Origin of the sequence: Mesorhizobium sp. 2RAF21 (assembly GCF_052115345.1) — a bacterium.
Lineage (GTDB): Bacteria > Pseudomonadota > Alphaproteobacteria > Rhizobiales > Rhizobiaceae > Mesorhizobium > Mesorhizobium terrae.
The window spans coordinates 25,766-46,294 of record NZ_JBFRGM010000017.1 but is presented as its reverse complement, the minus strand read 5'-3'; the positions used below and the strand labels follow the sequence as shown (position 1 = coordinate 46,294).

The window sequence follows — 20,529 nt, the reverse complement described above, 5'->3', positions numbered from 1 at the left end:
TTGTTGAAGCCACGCGCCAGCAACGGCCGTTTCCGGTTTGCCGCGCCTAGAATTCGTGCTTGCGCACATTCACCAGCATCTTCTGCAGGGTCGCCACGAAGGCTGCCTGCTCGGCCGCGTCGATGCCGGCGAACATATGGTTGTAGGAGTGGCGCATGGTCGGCCACAGCGTCTCGAAGGCGGCACGGCCGGCTTCGGTGATGGAGATGCGCGTGGCGCGGCTGTCTTCGGGATCGACGGTGCGGCGGACCAGCCCGTCGGCCTCGAGCGCATCCAGCGCACGGCTCAATGTCGATTGTTCGACCACCGCGTAGACCGCAAGCCTGCCGATCACCAGATTGTCGATCACCGACAATACGGCCAGCGCGCGCATCTTCGGCGTGGTCAGGCCGAGCTTGGCCAGATCCTCGCGCAGCGAAGCGTTGTAGCGGCCCATGATGCGGTTCATCAGGTAGGGCGCGAATTGCTGCAACCCGATTTCGCCGAGGCGCGGGCCGTCGACGTCGTCGCTGATGGTCGTGCGTTCGTTCACCGGAACTCCTTGGTCACGAGGAAACCCGATCCACCACCGAGACCAGGGCCCGGATGCGTCGAGGCCCCGATATGATACAGCGATTTGATCGCGCTGCGGTGATTGACCGAACCGGCGAACGGCCGCCACACGAAGAATTGGTCGATCGTGCAAGCGCCGCCATAGGGATCGCCGCCGACCAAATTGATGTTCATCGCTTCGAGATCGGCCGGCGAATAGGCGCGTCGCGCCAGCACGGTTTCGCGGAAACCTTCGATATGATTAGCCAGGATCGCCTCGAGGCGGTCGGCGAAGGCCTCGCGCGTCGCCTCGTCCCATGTGCCTTGCGTGGCGATCTGCCCGGCCGCATCGCCCTTGATGGCGCGCGGCGCATCCGGAACCTGGATCCACAGGATCGCCTTGCCTTCCGGGCAGCGCGACGGATCGAGCGAAGCCGGTTGCCCGACACACATGGTCGGCGTTGCCGGTAGCAGGCTGCGGGTCGCCTCGTTGTGCGATTTGGAAACCGCGTCGATGCCGTCGGTGAGATGGATGAGCGCGACCTTTTCCAGACCCTCGGTCCGCCAGCGCGGCGCACGATCCAGCGCATAGTGCAGTTGAAAATTGCCGCGGCCATGACGGTAGGCGCGTGTCGCATCCTTTGCCGGAGATGGAGCATCGGTATCGAGCAGGCGCCCATAGAGCTGGCTCGGCGCGACGGAAGCGATGACGGATTTCGAGGCATCGATTTCCTCTCCGCCGGCCAGCCGAACGCCGGCAGCCTTGCCGCCGCGAACCAGGATGCGCTCGACATCCGCACCGGTCCGGATCACGCCACCCTGTTCCTCGATCAGCGCGCGGAACGCCTCGACCGCCTTGCCGGCACCGCCCTTGACGATAGGCGCGCCAGCCGCCTCCAGGGCAAAGGCGATGACCTTGCCCATCTGGGCGGAATAGGTGTCTTCCGGAGAGAGCCCGCAATGCAGGGCCCACGGCGCGTGCAGGGCCTGTATCCGCGGCGACTTGTAGTTTGTTTCCAGCCAGCCGCGTGCCGGCGCCAGGGCCCCGCCGAAATAGTCGACCAGCCCACGCAACCCGCGCCGCCACGCCTCGCGCGCCAGAAGCTTCGCCGTGGCGAAGCTCCACAGTTGTCCGCCGAGCAAGCCGAACAGCAGTTCGGCGCTGGCCTCGATCGAACCGACATCGACGGCATGGCGGTCGCCGTCGCCGGACGAAAGCGCATTGAAAGCCTTCACATTGGCGGCGCGGTCGGTGGTCAACACCACGCTCGATCCGTCGGGACGCAGCGCCGCCGTCGGATGCGGCGTGTGGCAGAATTCCAGGCCGTGGCGGGCAAGGTCCTGCCCGAGCGCAGCGTGAGCCGGCCCGGTCAGGAACAGAACGAACGTGGCCGCCATCACGTCATGCGTGAAGCCCGGAAGCGTCGCCTCGGTGCTGAACATGCAGCCGCCGAGGCGCTGCTCGCGCTCCAGAAGCAGCACCCGCGCGCCCTGTTTCGACAGCATCGCCGCCGCCACGAGGCCGTTGATGCCGCTGCCGATGATGACGTGATCGTAAGCCACGATGATCGGCCTCTACAATCAGCCCTTCGGCACCAGGGCCATGGCACGCACGGGGCTGCCGGTGCCCTTGACGATCTTGAGCGGCGCGGCGATCAGGATCGCGCCCTTGGCGGGCAACTTGTCGAGATTGCACAGGCTGGCGAGGCCGTAGCGGTTGGCCTTGTGCATCAGATTGTGCGCCGGGTATGGCGGGTTCATGCCGCCGGCGGCACCGGCGTCGGTGCCGATGCACTGCGTGCCCCAGCCGATGGCGCCGCGCTCGATGATGTATTCGATGGCGTCGACCGTCGGTCCCGGCGAATGCGGGCCATTGGCGTCGGCATTCAGGAAGGCGGCCTCCGAACCGTTGCGCTTGTCCCAGTCGGAACGCATCACCACCCACTCACCCTTGCCGATGGCGCCGTGCTTGGCTTCCCAGGCCCTGATGGCGTCGGCGGTGAGCAGATAGTCGTTGTTGGCGGTGGATTCCGCTGCACAATCAATGACATTGACTGGCGCGACATAGTTCTGCACCGAGATGGTGTCGGTATAGCCGTCCGAATATTCCTTGCCGGTGATCCAGTGGTGCGGGGCGTCGAAATGGGTGCCCGAATGCTCGCCGATCTTCAGCCAGTTCCAGGCCCAGAACGGGCCGTTCTTGTCGTATTCGGAGATGGTGTGAATCTCGATCTTGGGCGTGTCGACGGCGAATTCCGGCGGCAGCTTGAGCAAGGGCGTGTCGGGCCCGAGCGGGGCCGAGAGATCGACGACCTCGATCTTTCCACTCAACAAAAGCTCGGCGAAATTGGCGAGCGCGGCGGCTGCGGTCATGGACGGTTCCTCCTGATTGCGTATTCTTGATCTTCTCGACCGGTTGCTCGACAATCGCGCCCAGACCGGCTCTCCCAAGGGGAGGCTAGCGCAGTTTAAATGCGTTTGCAAATATCATTTTAAGGCTAAAATAATTGGCCTCGCAGGCTGCTTTTGCTGCGATGCGGTAGCTTCGTGGCGGCGCCCGCCAATCGGAAACCCGCGTGAAAACATGTGTTTGCATGTATTTTTCCGGCGGCGCCCGTCCCGTGGCGAACCGGATCGCCGCAGTCGTCCGGCGCGCCGGCGACCGCGCGATGTGAACACGAAGCTGGTGGCGGCGCCGGAGTCAAAAAATTTTGGCACGCGCCATCAAGGCTTCGCGGGAAACGGCGTCTGCGAGGCCCCTGTTTTTATTCACAGGCCGCGATCTGCCCTCAAAATGGCCCTCGACTTCTTAACGTCCCGCCGGTTTTCACGAAGAAACATCCATGCCGCGTTGCTGGCCCTATCGCTGGTCCTCGCCATGACGACACGCGCGGTTAAGATGCCGGAATCGCCTTCCGCCCGCCGACCTGTTTTGCCAAGCCAAGCTGTTCGGTAAAGCCGACCCGTTCGGCAAGGCCGACGCCCCAGACCCAGCCGAGGACATCATGAAAATTCGTCTCTTCCGAAACGCCGCGCTGAAGATCGAGGTCGCCGGCAGGACGCTGCTGGTCGACCCCGACCTTGGCGCCAAGCACAGCCGGCCTTCCTTTACCGGTCGTTCGCCCAACCCGATGGTCGACCTGCCGGCCAGCGTCGACGACATCCTCGACGGCGTCGAGTTGCTGATCGTCTCGCATCTGCACGCCGACCATTTCGACACGGTGGCGCAGGCGGTGATCCCAAAAGACCTGCCGCTGATCTGCCAGCCCGGCGACGAGGACAAGATCCGTGGCTTCGGTTTCAAGGACGTCACGCCGCTCACCTCGGAACTCACCTGGAACGGCATCAGGCTGACCCGCCGCGACGGCAGCCACGGGCTGGGGCCGGTGGTGGAGAAGATGGGGCAGGTGATCGGCTTTTCGCTGGAAGCGGCCGGCGAGCCGTCACTCTACTGGGCCGGCGACACGGTGCTTTATCCGCCGGTGGTTGAGACCATCGCCAGGACGAGGCCCGACATCATCGTCACCCATTCCTGCGGCGCGCGCTGGGACGGCGAGCTGATCGTGATGGACGATAGCCAGACCGTCGAGGTGGCGCGTTCGGCGCCGCAGGCCAAGGTGATTGCCGTGCATATGGAAGCGCTCGACCACGCAACGGTGGACCGCGCAACGCTGCGCAGAACCGCCGACGCGGCTGGCATCGGCCCGGAACGGTTGCTGGTCCCGGCCGATGGCGAGACGGTGCGGGTCGATAAAGGCTGAGGGATGTTCTGACGCCCTCATTCCGGGTAAGCCCTCAACCCGTTGGGAAGCATGGCTCGGGGCTGAAACTCGCGCTGACGGCGACAACTCGCCTCCCCTTCTCCCCCTGTGGGAGAAGGTGGCCGAGCCCTGGCGGCGCAGCCGCCTTGGGCGAGGTCGGATGAGGGGTGCTGGAAGAAACGAGACGTTTCAAAATCAGCATCCCCTATCGACACCGCCGTACATTCGCAAAGCAGCGCTCCGTCCAACACCCCTCATCCGTCTCGGCGCTGCGCGCCGATCCACCTTCTCCCGCAAGGGGAGAAGGAAGGCGCGCCGCGCTCGCCTTGATCTCCATGGTGCAATTGGCCTCCCCCACTTCCCCGACGCCACCGGCGCACCATATTGAATGGACACGACCGGCGAAAACCATTCTCATGCGCAGGCAGGAGACGGCGACAAGGCAGATCAATTCCGGAGAACTGAAACGACATTCTACTGATCGCCTTTCAAAGGAAATTTCTTCCTTCGACAAAGAGCGGTCGCTTCTGCGATCAGGACGCATGCCGGACAGCGATCCGGCGACCCCGAGAGGGAGCCCCCCGATGAACACGAAAGTGCAGGCAGAACCGGTCGAGGCGATGAAGCGGCTGCAGCCGCCGGTCGCCTCGGTGTTGGACCTGATCGGCGAGACGCCGGTGGTGGAACTGAAGAAGTTCGACACCGGCAAGTGCCGCCTCTTCATCAAGCTGGAGAGCCAGAACCCCGGCGGCTCGATCAAGGACCGCATCGCCCGCTCGATGATCGACCAGGCAGAGCGCGACGGACGGCTGAAACCCGGCGGCGTCATTATCGAGGCCACCGCCGGCAACACCGGGCTGGGGCTGGCGCAGGTCGGCATTCCGCGCGGCTACCGCATCATCCTGATCGTGCCCGACAAGATGTCGCGCGAGAAGGTGCAGCATCTCAGGGCACTCGGCGCCGAGGTGCGGCTGACCCGCTCCGACGTCGGCAAGGGCCATCCCGAATATTACCAGGACATGGCCGAAAAGCTGGCCGCCGAGATTCCCGGCGCCTTCTATGCCAACCAGTTCTCCAACCCGGCCAACCCGCTGGCGCATGAGATCACCACCGGCCCGGAAATCTGGCGCCAGCTGGATGGCGATGTCGATGCGGTGGTGGTGGGTGTCGGCTCCGGCGGCACGCTGACCGGCCTCGGCCGCTTCTTCGCCGGGGTCTCGCCCAAGACCGAAATGGTGCTGGCCGACCCGGTCGGCTCGGTGCTGGCGCCGCTGGTCAAGACCGGCGAGATGATCGAGGCCGGCAGCTGGACGGTGGAAGGCATCGGCGAGGATTTCGTGCCGCCGAACTGCGATCTTTCGCTGGTGAAGAAGGCCTATTCGATTTCCGACCGGCATTCGATGCTGGCGGTGCGCGACCTCTTGTCCAAGGAAGGCATCCTGGCCGGCTCGTCTTCCGGCACGCTGTTGTCGGCGGCGCTGCGCTATTGCCGCGAGCAGAAGACCGCCAAACGCGTCGTCACCTTCGTGTGCGACAGCGGCAACAAATATCTGTCCAAGGTGTTCGACGATTTCTGGCTGGCCGAACAGGGCCTGGCCGAACGCGAGCAGCATGGCGACCTCTCCGACCTTGTCGCCCGCTCGCACCGCGAGGGCGGCACGGTGTTCGTCGGGCCGGATGACACGCTTTTGACCGCCTATGGCCGCATGCGGCGCGGCGACGTCTCGCAATTGCCGGTGCTGGACGAAGGCCGGCTGGTCGGCATCATCGACGAAAGCGACATACTCACCCAGGTCGACGGCCCCTATGACGGCCGCTGGCAACGTTTCGACCAGCCGGTGCACAGCGCGATGAGCGCCGAACTGCACACGCTGCAGGCCAGCCAGACGCTGGATGCGCTGTTGCCCGTCTTCGACCGCAACGAGGTGGCCATCGTCTTCGACAATGACGAATTCGTCGGCCTCATCACCCGCATCGATCTCATCAACCATCTGAGGCGCAACCGATGACCATACAGGGCCGCAACCGGCTTGCCTTTTCCACCCGCACCATCCATGGCGGGCAGAGCCACGACCCGACGACCGGCGCCGTCATGGTGCCGATCTACGCCACCTCGACCTATGCGCAGCAGTCGCCCGGCGTGCACAAGGGTTTCGAATATGCCCGCAGCCAGAACCCGACCCGCTTCGCCTTCGAGCGCGCGGTGGCGGATCTGGAAAGCGGCACGGCGGCATTCGCCTATGCGTCGGGGCTGGCGGCGATCGCCAACATCTTCGAACTGCTGGACTCCGGCGCCCATATCGTGGCCACCGACGACATTTATGGCGGCACGTTCCGCCTGTTGGAGCGGGTGCGCAAGCGCTCGGCCGGGCTGAAGGTGAGCTTCGTCGATTTCACCGACCTGGCCGCCGTGGAAGCGGCGATCCGGCCGGAGACGAAGATGCTGTGGGTGGAGACGCCGACCAACCCGCTGCTGCGCGTGGTCGACCTTGCCGCCGTCGCCGCTCTCGCCCGCAGGAAGGGGCTGATCGCGGTGGCCGACAACACTTTCTGCAGCCCCTATATCCAGCGGCCGCTGGAGCTCGGCATCGATCTCGTCGTGCATTCGGTGACCAAATATCTCAACGGCCATTCCGATATGGTCGGCGGGGTCGTCGTGGTTGGCGAGAACACCGAACTGCGCGACCAGCTGAAATTCCTGCAGAACGCGGTGGGCGCCATTTCCGGGCCATTCGACAGCTTCCTGGCGCTGCGCGGCCTGAAGACGCTGGCGCTGCGCATGGAGCGGCATTCGGCCAACGGGCTGAAGATCGCGCGCTGGCTGGAGGCGCGCTCCGATGTGCGCCGCGTCATCTATCCCGGCCTCGAAAGCCACCCGCAGCACGCAATCGCCAAGGCGCAGATGAGCGCCTTCGGCGGCATGATCACGGTGGAACTCGACCGCGACCTCGCCGGCACCAAGCGCTTTTTGGAACACACGCGGCTGTTCGCGCTGGCCGAGAGCCTGGGCGGGGTGGAGAGCCTGATCGAGCACCCGGCGCTGATGACACATGGCTCGATCCCGGCCGAGAAGCGCGCCGAAATCGGCATCTCGGATTCGCTGGTCCGGCTTTCGGCCGGCATCGAGGACGCGGATGATTTGATTGCCGATCTGACGCAGGCGCTAGGGGTGTAACGAGCCCGGAGACGGGTGAGCGAACGCGCCTCTATCTCCCCCTCGTGGGGGAGAAAGCGATTTCAGCGTCTTAGCGAGCACGCCCGCAGGGTGGCGCAACTAAGTGCTAGAAATCGCAAGAAAGGGGATGTTCAGCCGCGACCGTCGGCAGCCAGCAAGATCGCCTCGCAGACCGCGTCGAGGTTCCTCTCCACCTCCTCGTTCCAGAAACGTAGGATGCGGAATCCTCGCATCTCGAAATGCCGATCGCGAGCGACATCACCTTGTGAATCTGCATGCTGACTGCCATCGACCTCGATGATCAGCCTGGCCTCGAAACAGGCGAAGTCGAGAATATAGCCGTCGAGCGGCACCTGTCGCTTGAACTTCAAGCCGTTGAGTTGGCGGTTGCGCAAAGCCTGCAAAGCATGGTCGCGTCGGCGCGCATAGAGCGGGCAAAGCCGCGATGTGACGGTCTGACTGGCTGGCGCATTGCCGACAAATCCCCTCTCTTGCGATTTCTAGCACTTAGACTGTGCCGCCCTGCGGGCGTGCTCGCTAAGATGCTGAAATCGCTTTCTCCCCCGCAAGGGGGGAGATAGAGGCGTCGGCACTCATCACTTCAAGGGTCGGTGAAATTCAATTCCGCACCGCCCCCAGCCGCCGCTCCAGCCAGCGGCTGTAGCGGGAGCCGCCGAAGCAGAAGACGAAATAGATGACCGCGACGACGAGATAGGCTTCGTCGTAGAAGCCGAGCCATTTCGGGTCGGTGGTCGAGGCGCGCGCCGCGTTGAGCAGGTCGAGGATGCCGATGACGGCGAGCAGCGAGGTGGCGAGCAGGAAGCCGATGGCGAGGTTGACCAGCCCGGGGATGACCTTGCGCAGCGCCTGCGGCAGCACGATGAGCTGCATGGTGCGCCAGTAGCCGAGGCCGAGCGCCTTGGCCGCCTCCTCCTGGCCATGCGGGATGGCCTGCAGGCCGGCGCGCACCACCTCGGCGACATAGGCCGACCAGAACAGGCTGATCATGACGATGGCGCGCAGCGTCTTGTCGAGGAACTGGCCGCCGGGGATGGCCATCGGCAGGATCAGCATCGCCACATAGAGGATGGCGACCATCGGCGTGCCGCGCATCAGCTCGATGAACAGCACGGAGAGCGTGCGCAGGCCGCCCATCTTCGAGCGCCGCGCCAAAGCGAGCAGCACGGCGAGCGGGACGGACAGGCCAAAACACACCGCCCAGACCAGCAGCGTCACCGGCAGGCCGCCCCACTGGTTCGAGGCGACCGGAGAGCCGGTCAGCGCGCCGGACAGCAGCGCCCAGGCGAGACCGACGCCGAGCGGCCAGGCGATGAGCAATTCGCGCCGCCAGAACCTCGGCTGCGCGGTGACCGCAAGCAGGCCGAGCAGAAGGAGCAACGCCGCCAGCGGCCGCCATTGCAGATCCTGCGGGTAGAAAGCGAAGAGGATGAAACGCATTTTGGCGGTGACGAAGGCCCAGCAGGCACCGGAAGCGGCGGCGCAATCCTGCGCGGTGCCGGTCCAGATGGCGTCGAGCACCAGCCATCTGAGCAGCGGCGGCACGATCCAGGCAAGGAAGGCGAGCGTCAGCAGCGTCAGCGCCGTGTTGAGCTTGGTGCCGAACAGGCCGTTCCACAGAGGCTTGAGATCGACCGGGCGGCGCATCAGCGGCAAGGAAGCGATATCGACCAGGCTCATCGCAGCACTCCGCCGCGCAGGGCGACCTTGCGGTTGTAGATGTTCATGAGGGCCGACACCGACAGGTTCAGGACGAGATAGACGCCGATGAGGATGGCGAGCGCCTCGAAGGACTGGCCGGTGGTGTTGGCGGTGGTGTTGATGATGGAGACGAGGTCGGGATAGCCGATGGCGACCGCGAGGGAAGAATCCTTGGTGAGGTCGAGATAGGACGAGGTGATCATCGGCGTGATGACGCGCAGCGCCTGCGGCAGCACGACAAGCCGCATGATCTGGCCCGGATGCAGGCCGAGCGCGCGGGCCGCCTCCCATTGGCCCGACGGCACCGACTGGATGCCGGCGCGCACGATCTCGGCGATGGCGGCCGAGAACTTGACGGTGAGGCCGACGAGAAGTGCAGCGAATTCCGGCGTCAGGCTGTGGCCGCCACGAATGTTGAAACCGGCGAGAACCGGCAGGTCGAAGCTTATCGCAGCACCGGTGGCCGGCAAAGCGAGACCGGCGGCGACCAGGAGAACCAGCGTTGCAAGCAGGGCGCGGCTCAGGCCGAGGCGACGCTGTCGGCGCGCCGTGTAGAGAAAGAGGCCGTAGGACAGGCCGATGGCGGCCAAAAGCAGCAGGGTCGCGGCGGAAAAACCGTCGACGGCGAGGGCCGGCACGAAGACGCCGCGGTTGGAGAGGAACAGCGCGCCGAAGGCCGACAATGCCTGCCGGGGCGGCGGAAACGCCTTGGCCAGCGCGATCCAGAAGAACAGCTGCAAGAGCAGCGGCGTGTTGCGGATGAGCTCGATGTATCCACGCATCAGCCCGGCCAGAAGCAGGTTGCCGGACAGGCCGGCGACGCCCAGCGCCACGCCGAGGATGGTGGCGAAGACGCAGCCGAGCAGCGCGACCTTCAGCGTGTTCAAGAGGCCGGCGAGGATCGCTTGGACATAGGGATCGCCGGCCTTGAAGGCGATCATCGTCTCGCCGATCTCGAAATTGGCGGAGCGGCCGAGAAAGTCGAAGCCAGGGGTGACGCCGATGCGCCGCATCGTCTCGGCGATGTTGGCGCCGAGCAGCCAGAAAAGCGCGACGACAGCCGCGACGATGGCGAGCTGCAGCCACGGCCGGTCGCCCCACCAGCCGACCAGCCGCCGCAAGGGGCCGGGCCGCCCAGGGCCCGGCACGGTTTCGATCACCGCCATGACGGAGGACGGCTCAGCGGAACGGCGGCGAATAAAGCAGGCCGCCTTGCGTCCACAGATTGTTGTAGCCGCGCTCCCAGCCGAGCGGCTTCAGGTTGCGGTCGAAGATCTCGCCGTAATTGCCCACCGTCTTGATGATGGTGTAGGCCCATTTCGGGTCGAGGCCGGTGGCCTGGGCGAGCGAGGGATCGACGCCGAGGAAACGCTGCACGGCCGGGTCGGGCGACTTCAGGAATTCGTCGACATTCTTGGAGGTGATGCCCCATTCCTCGGCCTGGATGGTCACGTTGACGGTCCAGTTGACCAGTTCCAGCCAGCGGTCGTCGCCACCGGCGACGGCGGGCGCCAGCGGCTCCTTGGACAGGCGCTCGGGCAGGATGACGAAATCGTCCGGCTTCTTCAGCTGGGTGCGCTTGCCGACGAGGTCGGAACTGTCCTGGGTGATGGCGTCGACGCGGCCCGATTCCAGCGCGTTGATGAACTCGCCGGTCTCCTCGATCGTCACCGGCGTGAACTTCTTGCCGGTCTTGCGGAAGAAATCGGCGATGTTGAGCTCGCCGGTGGTGCCACTCTGCACGCCGATGGTGGCGCCGTCGAGTTCGGCGGCCTTGGTCACGCCGAGGTCCTTACGCACCAGGATGCCCTGGCCGTCATAAAACACCGTCGGTCCGAAATGGAAGCCTAGCTGCAGCGCGCGGGCGATCGTCACCGTCACGCCGGAAAGCAGGATGTCGAACTCGCCGGCCTGCAAGGCCGGCAGGCGCTGCTGCGGCGAGGAATTGGTGAACTCGACCTTGTCGGGCGTGCCGAACACGGTGATGGAGAGCGCCTTGCCGTAATCGACGAAGAAGCCCTTCCACTTGCCGGCGTCGTCGGGCGCGAAGAAGCCGGGCGTGGTGCCGACGCCGACCTTGATGGCGCCGCGCTGCTTGATCTTGTCCAGCGTCGGGCCGGCCTCGGCCACGGTGGCGAACGCACCGGTGGCGACGATCAGCGAGGCCGCGACCGCGCGTCGCCAAAGGCTGCCTGGTTGCGATAGAAATGTCATCTCGATAACTCCTGGTTCCCAATCGGGCCGATCCGAAACGATCGCGCTCAGCCCCTTTCGCCGACCCAGGCAGACGGTAACTCTATAAGATTTGTAGACTAAGGAACGGCAATCCAAATTTGCCGTCGTTCGGGAAGCGCTTTGCCGCGAAGGGCCGGGTTTGGAGGTTGAAGGAGCGGAGGGGGTGCGCACCTTCCCTTCTCCCCTTGCGGGAGAAGGAGAAGCCGCGCGGTGGAACCCCGTCATTCCGGGCAAGCGAGCGCCGACCCGGAACCTATTGAGCAGCGCAGCCGGGTCCTCATTTCGCGTGAGCATCGATGAAGCGGGCGGCTTGAGTAGCCCGAACGTGTCAAGATGAGGACCGGGCCGTGCTCGACGCGCCATGACCATTGGGTTCCGGGTCGGCGCTCGCTTTGCTCGCTTGCCCGGAATGACGGGCGTTGGGCGCGAAAAAGAAAGCCGGGCGAACGCCCGGCCGAGAGCAGAGGAACCCTACGGAAAGCTCAGGCCGCGACCGGGGCGAAGCCGCTTTCGATGAGGTCGGAATAATGCCGTTTGGCAACGTCGGGATGCGAGCGCAGCCGGCTTTTCAGGACATTGGTGCCGACATCGCGAAACAGCGGATTTTCGGGATCGCTGGCCGGGCCGCGCGCTTCCGTCGAAAGATGCGGCGGCAGGTCGAGCAGCGGGATGGTGGCATCCAGCCTGGCGCCGAAGAAGAACGGCACCGACAGGCGCTCGACCCCGGCCGGCGGCGTGACCACGCGATGCACGGTGGCGCGCAGATAGCCGTTGGAGGCGAGTTCGAGCAGTTCGCCGATATTGACGACCAGCGTTCCGGGAATGGGATCGACCGGCACCCAGCGCTCGTCATATTCGACCTGCAGACCCTCATGCTGGTCCTGCAATAGCAGGGTCAAGAAGCCGCCATCCTTGTGGGCGCCGACGCCCTGGTCGCCGCCGGTGAGATCGCGGCCGGGATAACGCACGATCTTCATGCGGTGATTAGGCTCGCCGACATGGATGGCGTCGAAGGCGTCTTCCGGCTGTTCAAGCGACAGCGCGAAGGCTCTCAAAAGGCGGATCGCCACCGCGGTCACCTGCGCCTGCCACGACAACAGCGCGGGTTTGAGATCAGGATAAAGCGCCGGCCACTGGTTCGGTCCCTGCAGGCGCGCCCAGGGGGCGAGGCCCGGCCGCTGCGCGATCGCCGGGCGCTCGACGCCGATGTCGAGCTGTTCGCGCCAGTCGGCCCTGCCCCGCGTCAACTCACCGCCGGTGCGGGTGTAGCCACGGAACTGCGGCGAGTTGACCATGGCGATCTTGAGCTTCTCGTCCTCCGGCAATTCGAAGAAGCGTCTGGCGGCGGCCAGAACGCCATCGATCTCGGTGACGGCGATGCCGTGCCCGGCCAGATAGAAAAAGCCGACATCGCGGGCTGCCGAGCGCAGATCGGCCAGGAAGGTGCGCCGCTCGGAAGCACCCTGCTCCAGACGGCTGAGGTCGAGGACGGGTACAATTCTGGTCATGTTCGGGTTCCTCCGATCTGTCCATGCTGTCGTTGCGCCCCCGCCCCCGGATGCACAAAGCCGCTGTGGTCAGGCAGCCTTGAGCTTCTCCTCGCCCACCGCGCCGTCGAGCGCCTGTTCGAGGTCGCGGATGATATCGTCGGGATGCTCGATGCCGACCGACAGCCGCACGTAGCCGGGGGTGACGCCTGAGGCGAGCTGATCTTCCGCCGACAGCTGCGAATGCGTCGTGGTGGACGGGTGGATGGCCAGCGAGCGCGCGTCGCCGATATTGGCGACATGGTAGAACAGCTTCAGCCCGTTGATGAAGCCGCGGCCTGCCTCGCGCCCGTCCTTCAGCTCGAAACCGACCAGCGCGCCATAGCTGCCCGGCTGGAAATAGGCCTCGGCCCGGCGCTTGTCTTCGCCCAGCTGGTACCGCGGGAAGATCACCGATTTCACCTTGGGGTGACCGCGCAGGAATTCGGCCACCTTCAGCGCGTTCTCGTTGTGCTGGCGGATGCGCAGCGGCAGCGTCTCCAGGCCTTGCAGGAGCTGGAAGGCGTTGAACGGGCTGATGGCGGCGCCGACGTCGCGCAGGAGCACGGTGCGGATGCGCAGCACATAGGCGACGGGGCCGAGCGGTTTGGCCGCCTCCACCCAGACCTTGCCGTGATAGCTGGGGTCCGGCTCGTTCAGCGTCGGGAAACGCGCGGTGTGCTCTTCCCAGGGGAAATTGCCGCCATCGATGATGACGCCGCCGATCGAGGTGCCGTGGCCCCCGATATATTTGGTGGCCGAATAGATGACGACGGCCGCGCCATGGTCGAACGGGCGAATGATCAAGGGCGCCGCCGTGTTGTCGACGATCAGCGGCACGCCGAGCGAGCGGCCGATATCGGCCACCTCCCTGATCGGGAAGACCTGCAGCTTCGGATTGGGCAGCGATTCCGCGTAATAGGCGCGCGTGCGCTCGTCCGTCGCCCGGCGGAAATTCTCCGGATCGGCGGGATCGACGAAGCGGACCTCGACGCCGAAATGCTTGAGCGTGGCGGCGAACAGCGCCCAGGTGCCGCCATAGAGGCCGGTGGAGGAGACGATGTTGTCGCCGGCACCGGCAAGGTTCAGCACCGAATAGGCCGAAGCCGCCTGCCCCGACGACAAGAGCAAAGCCGCCGCGCCGCCTTCGAGCGCGGCGATGCGCTGCTCGAAGGCGTCCTGGGTGGGATTGGAAACGCGGGTGTAGATGTGGCCGACCTCGTCCAGCGAAAACAGCCGGTCGGCATGGCCGGTATCCTGAAACTGGTAGGAGGTGGTCTGATAGATCGGCACGGCGACGGCGCCGGTGGACGGGTCGGCGCGCCAGCCGCCGCCATGCAAAGCGAGCGTTTCGGCGGAGAGGTTTTCCAGCGTCATAGCGTTTGCTCCTTCGGTCGATCTCGATGGTTAGGCATGGGAGGGTCGGCGTTTCGGTTCAGGCGACGGGCACGGCCTCGGCGCGCGCCTGCGCGACCAACAGGTCGGCATGGTGGCGGGCGGCGACATCGGGATGCGAGCGCAGGCGGCTCTTCAGCGCGTTCTGGCCGGAATTGCGGAAAAGCGGGTTGTGCGGATCGCGGGTGACGCCGCCGGCCTGTGCCTTGAGATGCGGCGCGAGATCAAGCAACGGCACTTCGGCGTCGAAAGGCGCGCCGAGGAAAAACGCCACCGACAGCCGGTCGGTGCCGGCCGGCGGGGTGACGACGCGGTGCACGGTCGCCTTCAGATAGCCGTCGGTGGCCAGTTCCAGCAATTCGCCGATGTTGACGACGAAGGTGCCGGGCCTGGGTTCGGCCTCGATCCAGCGGCCGTCCTCGGTCTCCACCTCCAGGCCCTTCTGCTTTTCCTGCAGCAACAGCGTGAGGAAACCGCTGTCCTTGTGGGCGCCGACGCCCTGCTCGCTGCCAGTGGCGTCGCGGCCGGGATAGCGGATGATCTTGATGAGCTGGTTGGGCGTGCCGGCATAGATGGTTTCGAAGATGTCGCGGTCCTGCTCCAGCGCCACCGCGAAGGCTTTCAGAAGGCGCGTCGACAATTTGGTCAGCTCGGACTGCCATTCGAGCAGGATCGGCTTCAGCTCCGGCAAGGCGTCGGGCCACAGATTGGGGCCCTGCAGGCGGGTCCAGGCCGGCTGGCCGCCGTCGACGGGAAGTGCCGCCGCCTCCGAGCCGATGTCGATCTGCTCGCGCCAGTCGCGCTGGCCCTTGGTCAGTTCCTGGCCGACGCGGTTGTAGCCGCGGAAATGCGGCGAGTTGACCATCTCGATCTTCAATTTGTCGGCCTCGGGCAGCGAAAAGAAGCGGCGCGACGCCGACAGCACGTCGTCGATGAGGCTTTGCGCGATGCCATGCCCGGTGAGGTAGAAGAAGCCGACGTCGCGGGCGGCCGGCTTGAGCGCGTCCAGAAAGGTTTTCGGATCGGTCTCGAACAAGGAAAAGTCGAGAACGGGAATGGATTGGATGGTGGTCTTGCTCATGGATAGGCCCTTCTGGCTGACATCATCAGCCTCGCAGCGGCCAGGGCGAAAACAAAGGAATGAGCGACCTTTCGGACCAAGCTTCAAGAAAATCCCGCGACGGCGGGCGGGCCGATGGTGTGAATTTTTGCTAATGCCACTAATTTTGTAGACATTGGCGGAGGTCGGTCCTGCTCCCGCTACAGCTTGTCGCCAGCGACGTTCCGGAAACCATTCACCGGCCGGATTTCCGCCGTCGCCCGCCGAAACCGGTTTCGCAAGGCGACGCCATCGGCTAGGTGCAAGGCATGGATCTTCAAGCACTCACCCAGACCGCCGTCGAGTTCATCAGGGCCCATCAGGGCTGGGGCTTCTTCGTCGTCATGCTGCTCGCCTTCGGCGAATCGCTGGCGTTCATTTCGCTGCTGGTGCCGGCCACCGTCATCCTGCTCGGCGTCGGCTTCCTCGTCGGCGAAAGCGGCATCTCGTTCTGGCCGCTCTGGGCGGCGGCGGCGATCGGCGCCTTCTTCGGCGACTGGCTGTCGTTCTGGATCGGCCTGAAGCTGAAGGGCGACGTGGTGCGCTACTGGCCGCTGTCGCGCAATCCTGACCTGCTGCAGCGCGGCCACCGCTTCTTCGAGCGCTGGGGCACGCTCGGCGTCTTCGTCGGCCGCTTTTCCGGGCCGCTGCGCGCCTCCATGCCGCTGGTGGCCGGCATTTGCGACATGTCGCCGATGGCCTTCCAGCTTGCCAACGTGACCTCGGCGATGATCTGGGCGGCCGGCATACTGGCGCCCGGCGCCTTCGGCCTCAAATGGCTGCAAGGCTGGATCTGACCTTTCCACAGCCACGATCACGGAAAGTTCAACAGACCGTGACTTAATCCGGCCAGCCTGCTTCGCGAGAGAAGCTAGAACTGAGGCGCCCGGGGCCTGCGTTGTGCGGTTTCGGCGGTGTGGAGAGGGACCACTAATGGCGAATGCTTGTTCGGAAGGCGTCGACATCGGCTTTGCGACGCTGGGTTACGCGAAGGTCGCGGTGCTCGGCGTGGTGCAGGGCATAACCGAGTTGCTGCCGATCTCGTCGACCGCGCATATGCGCATCGTGCCGGCGCTGCTCGGCTGGCAGGATCCGGGCTCGGCCTTTTCCGCCGCCATGCAGCTGGCAGCACTGGCCGCGGTGATCAGCTATTTCTGGCGCGACGTCACCGGGCTGGTCGGCGGCACGGTGACCGCGGTGCGCACCGGCAACTATTCCAGCCCGACCTGGCGGCTGGCGGTCGGCATCGTGCTGGCGACCATCCCCATCGTCGTTGTCGGCCTCGCGCTGTCGCCGCTGCTCAATCGTTGCGATTCGCCGCTGCGCGGCATCGTGGTGATCGGCGTGTCGATGGTGGCGCTGGCGGTGCTGCTGGGTCTCGCCGAACGCATCGCCAAGCACCGCCGCAGCGTCGAGGACATGCGGCTGCGCGACGCGCTGATCGTTGGCGTGGCCCAGGCCGGCGCACTCATCCCCGGCATCTCGCGCTCCGGCTCGACGCTGACGGCCGCACTGTTCCGCGACCTGAAGCGCGAGGAAGCGGCGCGCTTCTCCTTCCTGATCGGCATTCCGGCGATCGCGCTGGCCGGGCTGCACGAGATCTGGGTGCTGCACAAGGCGCACATCCCTTCGGAAGCCTGGCACGTGCTGATCTTCGGCCTGATCATCGCCAGCCTGTCGGCCTTCGCGGCGATCTGGGGCCTGATGCGGTTCCTGGAGCGGTTCTCGACCTGGCCGTTCGTGTTCTATCGCGCGGCGATCGGCATCCTGCTTCTCGCCGGCGCCGCTGCTGGCTGGCTGGCCTAAGCCAGAATACAGCGCGGCGCTCCAGCGCCGCGCATCCTGCTTGTTACTGCGGGTTCTCCAGGCTGAACAGCTCGGTCTGTTCGTCATAGGCGAACAGCTCGGCGTAACGCGCCCAGGACACCACCGTCTTCAAGGTTTCGTCGGCATAGTCCTCGGTCATGTAGTCTTCCAGCTCGTTGCGGAAGCGGGCGGCGGGCGCGGCGTGCGAGGGACGCTCGTCGAGCACACGGCGGATCAACCCGAAGATCGGCACATAGGCCGAGATGTGTTCGGCAAAGAGCTTCTTGCGTTCGTCGGTTTCCATATGGGCGAAGCGCTTGCCTGCCTCGGTCAGCACGATGTCGCCTTCGCTCAGTTGCGCGAAGCGCAAGAGCTGCAGCGTTTCACCGAGGTGGAAGATCTCGTCGGCCTCCATCTGCAACGCGCCCGCCAGCACCGGCAGGTCGGCCCGCCCGTCATAGGGCGCGCCGGCCAGCGCCTCGATCAGGCCGGCCAGGATGTTGGTGGAGACGTGGTTGAGCACCAGGCCGATGCCGGTGCCGGGAATGCCTTCCATGGCCGGCGTACGGGTTTCGGCGCGCTGCGTCATCAGCGCGTAGATGCTGTCGACCAATTGGCGGAACACCGGGTCGAGACGGTTGCGCGGATGCGGCAGGTCGACCTTCAGTTCGCGGGCGACGCGGCCGGGATTGGAGGAGAAGACGAGGATGCGATCGCACATCAGCACCGCCTCCTCGATGTTGTGGGTGACCATCAGCACCGATTTGATCGGCAGGCGGCCTTCCACCCACAGATCGATCATGTCGGTGCGCAGCGTTTCGGCGGTCAGCACGTCGAGCGCCGAGAACGGCTCGTCCATCAACAGAAGGTCGGGGTGGACGACCAGCGCACGGGCAAAGCCGACGCGCTGGCGCATGCCGCCGGAGAGCTCCTTCGGGAAGGCGCTTTCGAAACCGTCGAGGCCGATCAAGTCGATGGCGGCCAAGGCGCGCGAGCGGCGTTCGGCGCGGTCGACGCCCTGGGCCTCGAGGCCGAGTTCCACATTCTGCAGCACGGTGAGCCAGGGAAACAGCGCGAAGGACTGGAACACCAAAGCGATGCCGGTCGGCGGGCCGTCGATCTCGGCGCCGCGGCATTGCGCGACGCCCGAGGACGGCTCGACGAGGCCGGCGATGATGCGCAGCAGCGTCGACTTGCCGGAACCGGAACGACCGAGCAGGCCGACCAGTTCACCCTCGCGGATGGTCAGGTCGACATTTTCGAGCACCGTCACGTCCTTGCCGCTGCCCTTCGGGAAGGAACGCGACACCTGGCGGATGTCGATGAGCGGCTTCTTTGCGGTGAGATCAAGCATGGCGACGATCTCCTTTGGATCAGGCCAGACGCAGCCGGCGCTCGCCGAACGCATAGAGCGGGCGCCAGACCAGACGGTTGAACAGGGTAACAAAAACGCACATGACGATGATGCCGAGCACGACGCGCGGGAAATCGCCGCTACTGGTGGCCTGGGCGATGTAGGCGCCGAGGCCGCGCGCCGTGAGCTGCTCCGAGCCCCAGCTCGCCACTTCCGCAACGATGCTGGCATTCCACGAACCGCCCGAGGCGGTGATGGCACCGGTGACATAATAGGGGAAGATGCCGGGCAGGATGACTTTCACCCACCAGCGCCAGCCTTCGATATGGAAGGAGCGCGCCGCCTCCTTCAGGTCGCTCGGGAAGGCCGAGGCGCCGGCGATGACATTGAACAGAATGTACCACTGGGTGCCCAGGATCATCAGCGGGGAGAGCCAGATATTCGGGCTGAGGTCGTAGTGCACGATGAGCACGACGAAGATCGGGAAAGCGATGTTGGCCGGGAAGGCAGCGAGGAACTGCACCAGCGGCTGCACCTTTTCGGCAAGCTTCGGCCGCAGGCCGATCCAGACGCCGACCGGAACCCAGATCAGCGTTGCCAGCGTCATCAGCACGATGACGCGCAACAGCGTGATGAAGGCGTCGCCGACGACGACGGGCACGTCCGACCAGCCGATGCCGGTGCGCAGATAGGAGATCGAGACATAGGCGGCGTAGGCGGCGCCGGCGGCGATCAGGCCGATCCACAGCCGGTCGACGAGGCGCGAGCGGGCGGCATCGCTGCCGCCGAGGCCGCCGAGATCGAAGGACGGCAGCGACGGCAAGGAAGGAAGACGCAGGTTCCACACCGTGCGCATCGCCCAGGCGAAGGGTGCGGACAGGACGCGCACGAGGCGGGCCCGGCGCAGAAGGTCGAGCATCCAGGATTCCGGCGCCTCGGCGGAAGCCGTGGTCTCGAAACGGAACTTGTCGGCCCAGGCAACCAACGGCCGGAACAGGAACTGGTCGTAGAGGATGATGACCACCAGCATGGCGATGACCGCATAGGCGATGGCGGCGATGTTCTGCTGCTGGATGGCGAGCGCCACATAGGAGCCGATGCCCGGCAGCGTGACCGTGGTGTTACCCACCGTGATCGCCTCGGAAGCAACGACGAAGAACCAGCCGCCCGACATCGACATCATGGCGTTCCACACCAGGCCCGGCATGGCGAAAGGCACGTCGAGCCGCCAGAAGCGCTGCCAGCCGCTGAGATGGAAGCTGCGCGTCGCCTCCTCGAGGTCGCCCGGCACATTGCGCATCGACTGGTACATGGAGAAGGTCATGTTCCAGGCCTGGCTGGTGAAGATGGCGAAGACCGAGGCCAGTTCGGCGCCCAGCACGCTGCCGGGGAACAGGTTGAGGAAGAAGGTGACGGTGAAGGTCAGGAAGCCAAGGATCGGCACCGACTGGAGGATATCGAGAATGGGGATCAGCACCATCTCGGCGCGCCGGCTCTTGGCCGCCGCCGCCGCGTAGATGAAGGTGAAGATCAGCGACAGCACGATGGCGAGCAGCATGCGCAGCGTGGTGCGCAAGGCGTAGACCGGCAGATTGGCCGGATCGAGCGACAGCGGCGTGGTATCCAGCGTCGACAGCGGTGCCGTGGTGACTTCCGCGCCATAGGCGATCAGCACGATGACGCCGACCACCAACAAAAGCGCCATCAAATCCCAGACACTCGGCAGGACCGAGCGCCGGATGGCCAGCGGAGCGTGTTTCTGGACTGCCATGCGGGTGCCCCCGGCGCGAAGGGGTAAAGGACGAAGTCGGTTAAAACGCTTCGTCTCACCGTCGAAGCATTACAGCAAGCCATATTTTCAAGCGTGTGTCGCCATTGTGACAGCGCGATCCGGAGTGCGTCGGCGGATCGATCACAAGATCGTGAAC

The 20,529-nt window shown here is 65.3% G+C and carries 17 protein-coding genes; 5 read left to right on the top strand and 12 right to left on the bottom strand.

Annotated features, from left to right (window positions below; translation table 11 throughout):
• Positions 1–46: 46 nt before the first annotated feature.
• The 3 genes from AB4136_RS24915 to AB4136_RS24905 are packed head-to-tail and all read right to left on the bottom strand — an operon-like array spanning position 47 to position 2,904.
• Complete coding sequence (locus AB4136_RS24915; protein WP_024926099.1) at positions 47–532, bottom strand: MarR family winged helix-turn-helix transcriptional regulator; 486 nt, start codon at positions 530–532, stop codon at positions 47–49.
• Positions 529–2,097, bottom strand: coding sequence for a phytoene desaturase family protein (locus AB4136_RS24910; protein ID WP_024926100.1), 1,569 nt, complete (start codon positions 2,095–2,097; stop codon positions 529–531). Before AB4136_RS24910 ends, AB4136_RS24915 begins: the two co-directional genes overlap by 4 nt.
• 15 nt (positions 2,098–2,112) lie before the next feature.
• Complete coding sequence (locus AB4136_RS24905; protein WP_024926101.1) at positions 2,113–2,904, bottom strand: cyclase family protein; 792 nt, start codon at positions 2,902–2,904, stop codon at positions 2,113–2,115.
• A gap of 632 nt (positions 2,905–3,536) precedes the next feature.
• Here AB4136_RS24905 and AB4136_RS24900 point away from each other — a divergent pair.
• The 3 genes from AB4136_RS24900 (at position 3,537) to AB4136_RS24890 (ending at position 7,467) form a co-directional block, all read left to right on the top strand.
• A complete protein-coding gene (locus AB4136_RS24900; RefSeq protein WP_024926102.1) occupies positions 3,537–4,292 on the top strand; it encodes an MBL fold metallo-hydrolase in 756 nt (251 codons plus the stop codon).
• Positions 4,293–4,912: 620 nt separating this feature from the next.
• Positions 4,913–6,301: a pyridoxal-phosphate dependent enzyme gene (locus tag AB4136_RS24895; protein WP_036254931.1), complete on the top strand. Its 1,389-nt coding sequence runs from the start codon at positions 4,913–4,915 to the stop codon at positions 6,299–6,301.
• Positions 6,298–7,467: a trans-sulfuration enzyme family protein gene (locus tag AB4136_RS24890; protein WP_024926104.1), complete on the top strand. Its 1,170-nt coding sequence runs from the start codon at positions 6,298–6,300 to the stop codon at positions 7,465–7,467. Before AB4136_RS24895 ends, AB4136_RS24890 begins: the two co-directional genes overlap by 4 nt.
• A 131-nt stretch (positions 7,468–7,598) precedes the next feature.
• Here AB4136_RS24890 and AB4136_RS24885 read toward each other — a convergent pair whose 3' ends face one another.
• The 7 genes from AB4136_RS24885 to AB4136_RS24855 all read right to left on the bottom strand — a co-directional run bounded on the left by AB4136_RS24885 (position 7,599) and on the right by AB4136_RS24855 (position 15,423).
• Positions 7,599–7,820, bottom strand: coding sequence for an endonuclease domain-containing protein (locus AB4136_RS24885; protein ID WP_307419008.1), 222 nt, complete (start codon positions 7,818–7,820; stop codon positions 7,599–7,601).
• A gap of 265 nt (positions 7,821–8,085) precedes the next feature.
• Positions 8,086–9,165, bottom strand: a complete 1,080-nt coding sequence (locus AB4136_RS24880; protein ID WP_024927224.1) for an amino acid ABC transporter permease — start codon at positions 9,163–9,165, stop codon at positions 8,086–8,088.
• Positions 9,162–10,352 carry an amino acid ABC transporter permease gene (locus AB4136_RS24875; protein WP_024927225.1) on the bottom strand — a complete coding sequence of 397 codons (1,191 nt, stop codon included), beginning with the start codon at positions 10,350–10,352 and terminating at the stop codon, positions 9,162–9,164. Before AB4136_RS24875 ends, AB4136_RS24880 begins: the two co-directional genes overlap by 4 nt.
• Before the next feature lie 13 nt (positions 10,353–10,365).
• Positions 10,366–11,400 carry an amino acid ABC transporter substrate-binding protein gene (locus AB4136_RS24870; RefSeq protein WP_024927226.1) on the bottom strand — a complete coding sequence of 345 codons (1,035 nt, stop codon included), beginning with the start codon at positions 11,398–11,400 and terminating at the stop codon, positions 10,366–10,368.
• Between the two features lie 503 nt (positions 11,401–11,903).
• Positions 11,904–12,929, bottom strand: coding sequence for an isopenicillin N synthase family dioxygenase (locus tag AB4136_RS24865; RefSeq protein ID WP_024926401.1), 1,026 nt, complete (start codon positions 12,927–12,929; stop codon positions 11,904–11,906).
• 69 nt (positions 12,930–12,998) lie between these two features.
• Positions 12,999–14,324, bottom strand: a complete 1,326-nt coding sequence (locus tag AB4136_RS24860) for an O-acetylhomoserine aminocarboxypropyltransferase/cysteine synthase family protein (RefSeq protein ID WP_024926402.1) — start codon at positions 14,322–14,324, stop codon at positions 12,999–13,001.
• A gap of 58 nt (positions 14,325–14,382) precedes the next feature.
• Positions 14,383–15,423, bottom strand: coding sequence for an isopenicillin N synthase family dioxygenase (locus tag AB4136_RS24855; protein ID WP_024926403.1), 1,041 nt, complete (start codon positions 15,421–15,423; stop codon positions 14,383–14,385).
• Positions 15,424–15,710: 287 nt separating this feature from the next.
• On the opposite strand from AB4136_RS24855, the gene AB4136_RS24850 reads away from it, so the two are divergent.
• Together AB4136_RS24850 and AB4136_RS24845 are read left to right on the top strand one after the other, a co-directional pair.
• A complete protein-coding gene (locus AB4136_RS24850) occupies positions 15,711–16,238 on the top strand; it encodes a DedA family protein (protein WP_024926404.1) in 528 nt (175 codons plus the stop codon).
• A 136-nt stretch (positions 16,239–16,374) separates the two neighbouring features.
• Positions 16,375–17,247, top strand: a complete 873-nt coding sequence (locus AB4136_RS24845) for an undecaprenyl-diphosphate phosphatase (protein ID WP_024926405.1) — start codon at positions 16,375–16,377, stop codon at positions 17,245–17,247.
• Between the two features lie 43 nt (positions 17,248–17,290).
• Here the strand turns inward: AB4136_RS24845 and AB4136_RS24840 are convergent, their stop codons facing one another.
• Both AB4136_RS24840 and AB4136_RS24835 read right to left on the bottom strand, forming a co-directional pair.
• Complete coding sequence (locus tag AB4136_RS24840; RefSeq protein WP_024926406.1) at positions 17,291–18,601, bottom strand: ABC transporter ATP-binding protein; 1,311 nt, start codon at positions 18,599–18,601, stop codon at positions 17,291–17,293.
• A gap of 19 nt (positions 18,602–18,620) precedes the next feature.
• A complete protein-coding gene (locus AB4136_RS24835; protein WP_024926407.1) occupies positions 18,621–20,372 on the bottom strand; it encodes an ABC transporter permease in 1,752 nt (583 codons plus the stop codon).
• Positions 20,373–20,529 lie beyond the last annotated feature (157 nt).

Coding starts and splice junctions, on each gene's coding strand:
- AB4136_RS24890 (WP_024926104.1), top strand. CDS start 6,298: ATGACCATACAGGGCCGCAACCGGCTTGCCTTTTCCACCCGCACCATC.
- AB4136_RS24855 (WP_024926403.1), bottom strand. CDS start 15,423: ATGAGCAAGACCACCATCCAATCCATTCCCGTTCTCGACTTTTCCTTG.
- AB4136_RS24845 (WP_024926405.1), top strand. CDS start 16,375: ATGGCGAATGCTTGTTCGGAAGGCGTCGACATCGGCTTTGCGACGCTG.
- AB4136_RS24870 (WP_024927226.1), bottom strand. CDS start 11,400: ATGACATTTCTATCGCAACCAGGCAGCCTTTGGCGACGCGCGGTCGCG.
- AB4136_RS24880 (WP_024927224.1), bottom strand. CDS start 9,165: ATGAGCCTGGTCGATATCGCTTCCTTGCCGCTGATGCGCCGCCCGGTC.
- AB4136_RS24905 (WP_024926101.1), bottom strand. CDS start 2,904: ATGACCGCAGCCGCCGCGCTCGCCAATTTCGCCGAGCTTTTGTTGAGT.
- AB4136_RS24875 (WP_024927225.1), bottom strand. CDS start 10,352: ATGGCGGTGATCGAAACCGTGCCGGGCCCTGGGCGGCCCGGCCCCTTG.
- AB4136_RS24895 (WP_036254931.1), top strand. CDS start 4,913: ATGAAGCGGCTGCAGCCGCCGGTCGCCTCGGTGTTGGACCTGATCGGC.
- AB4136_RS24860 (WP_024926402.1), bottom strand. CDS start 14,324: ATGACGCTGGAAAACCTCTCCGCCGAAACGCTCGCTTTGCATGGCGGC.
- AB4136_RS24835 (WP_024926407.1), bottom strand. CDS start 20,372: ATGGCAGTCCAGAAACACGCTCCGCTGGCCATCCGGCGCTCGGTCCTG.
- AB4136_RS24865 (WP_024926401.1), bottom strand. CDS start 12,929: ATGACCAGAATTGTACCCGTCCTCGACCTCAGCCGTCTGGAGCAGGGT.
- AB4136_RS24840 (WP_024926406.1), bottom strand. CDS start 18,601: ATGCTTGATCTCACCGCAAAGAAGCCGCTCATCGACATCCGCCAGGTG.
- AB4136_RS24850 (WP_024926404.1), top strand. CDS start 15,711: ATGGATCTTCAAGCACTCACCCAGACCGCCGTCGAGTTCATCAGGGCC.
- AB4136_RS24900 (WP_024926102.1), top strand. CDS start 3,537: ATGAAAATTCGTCTCTTCCGAAACGCCGCGCTGAAGATCGAGGTCGCC.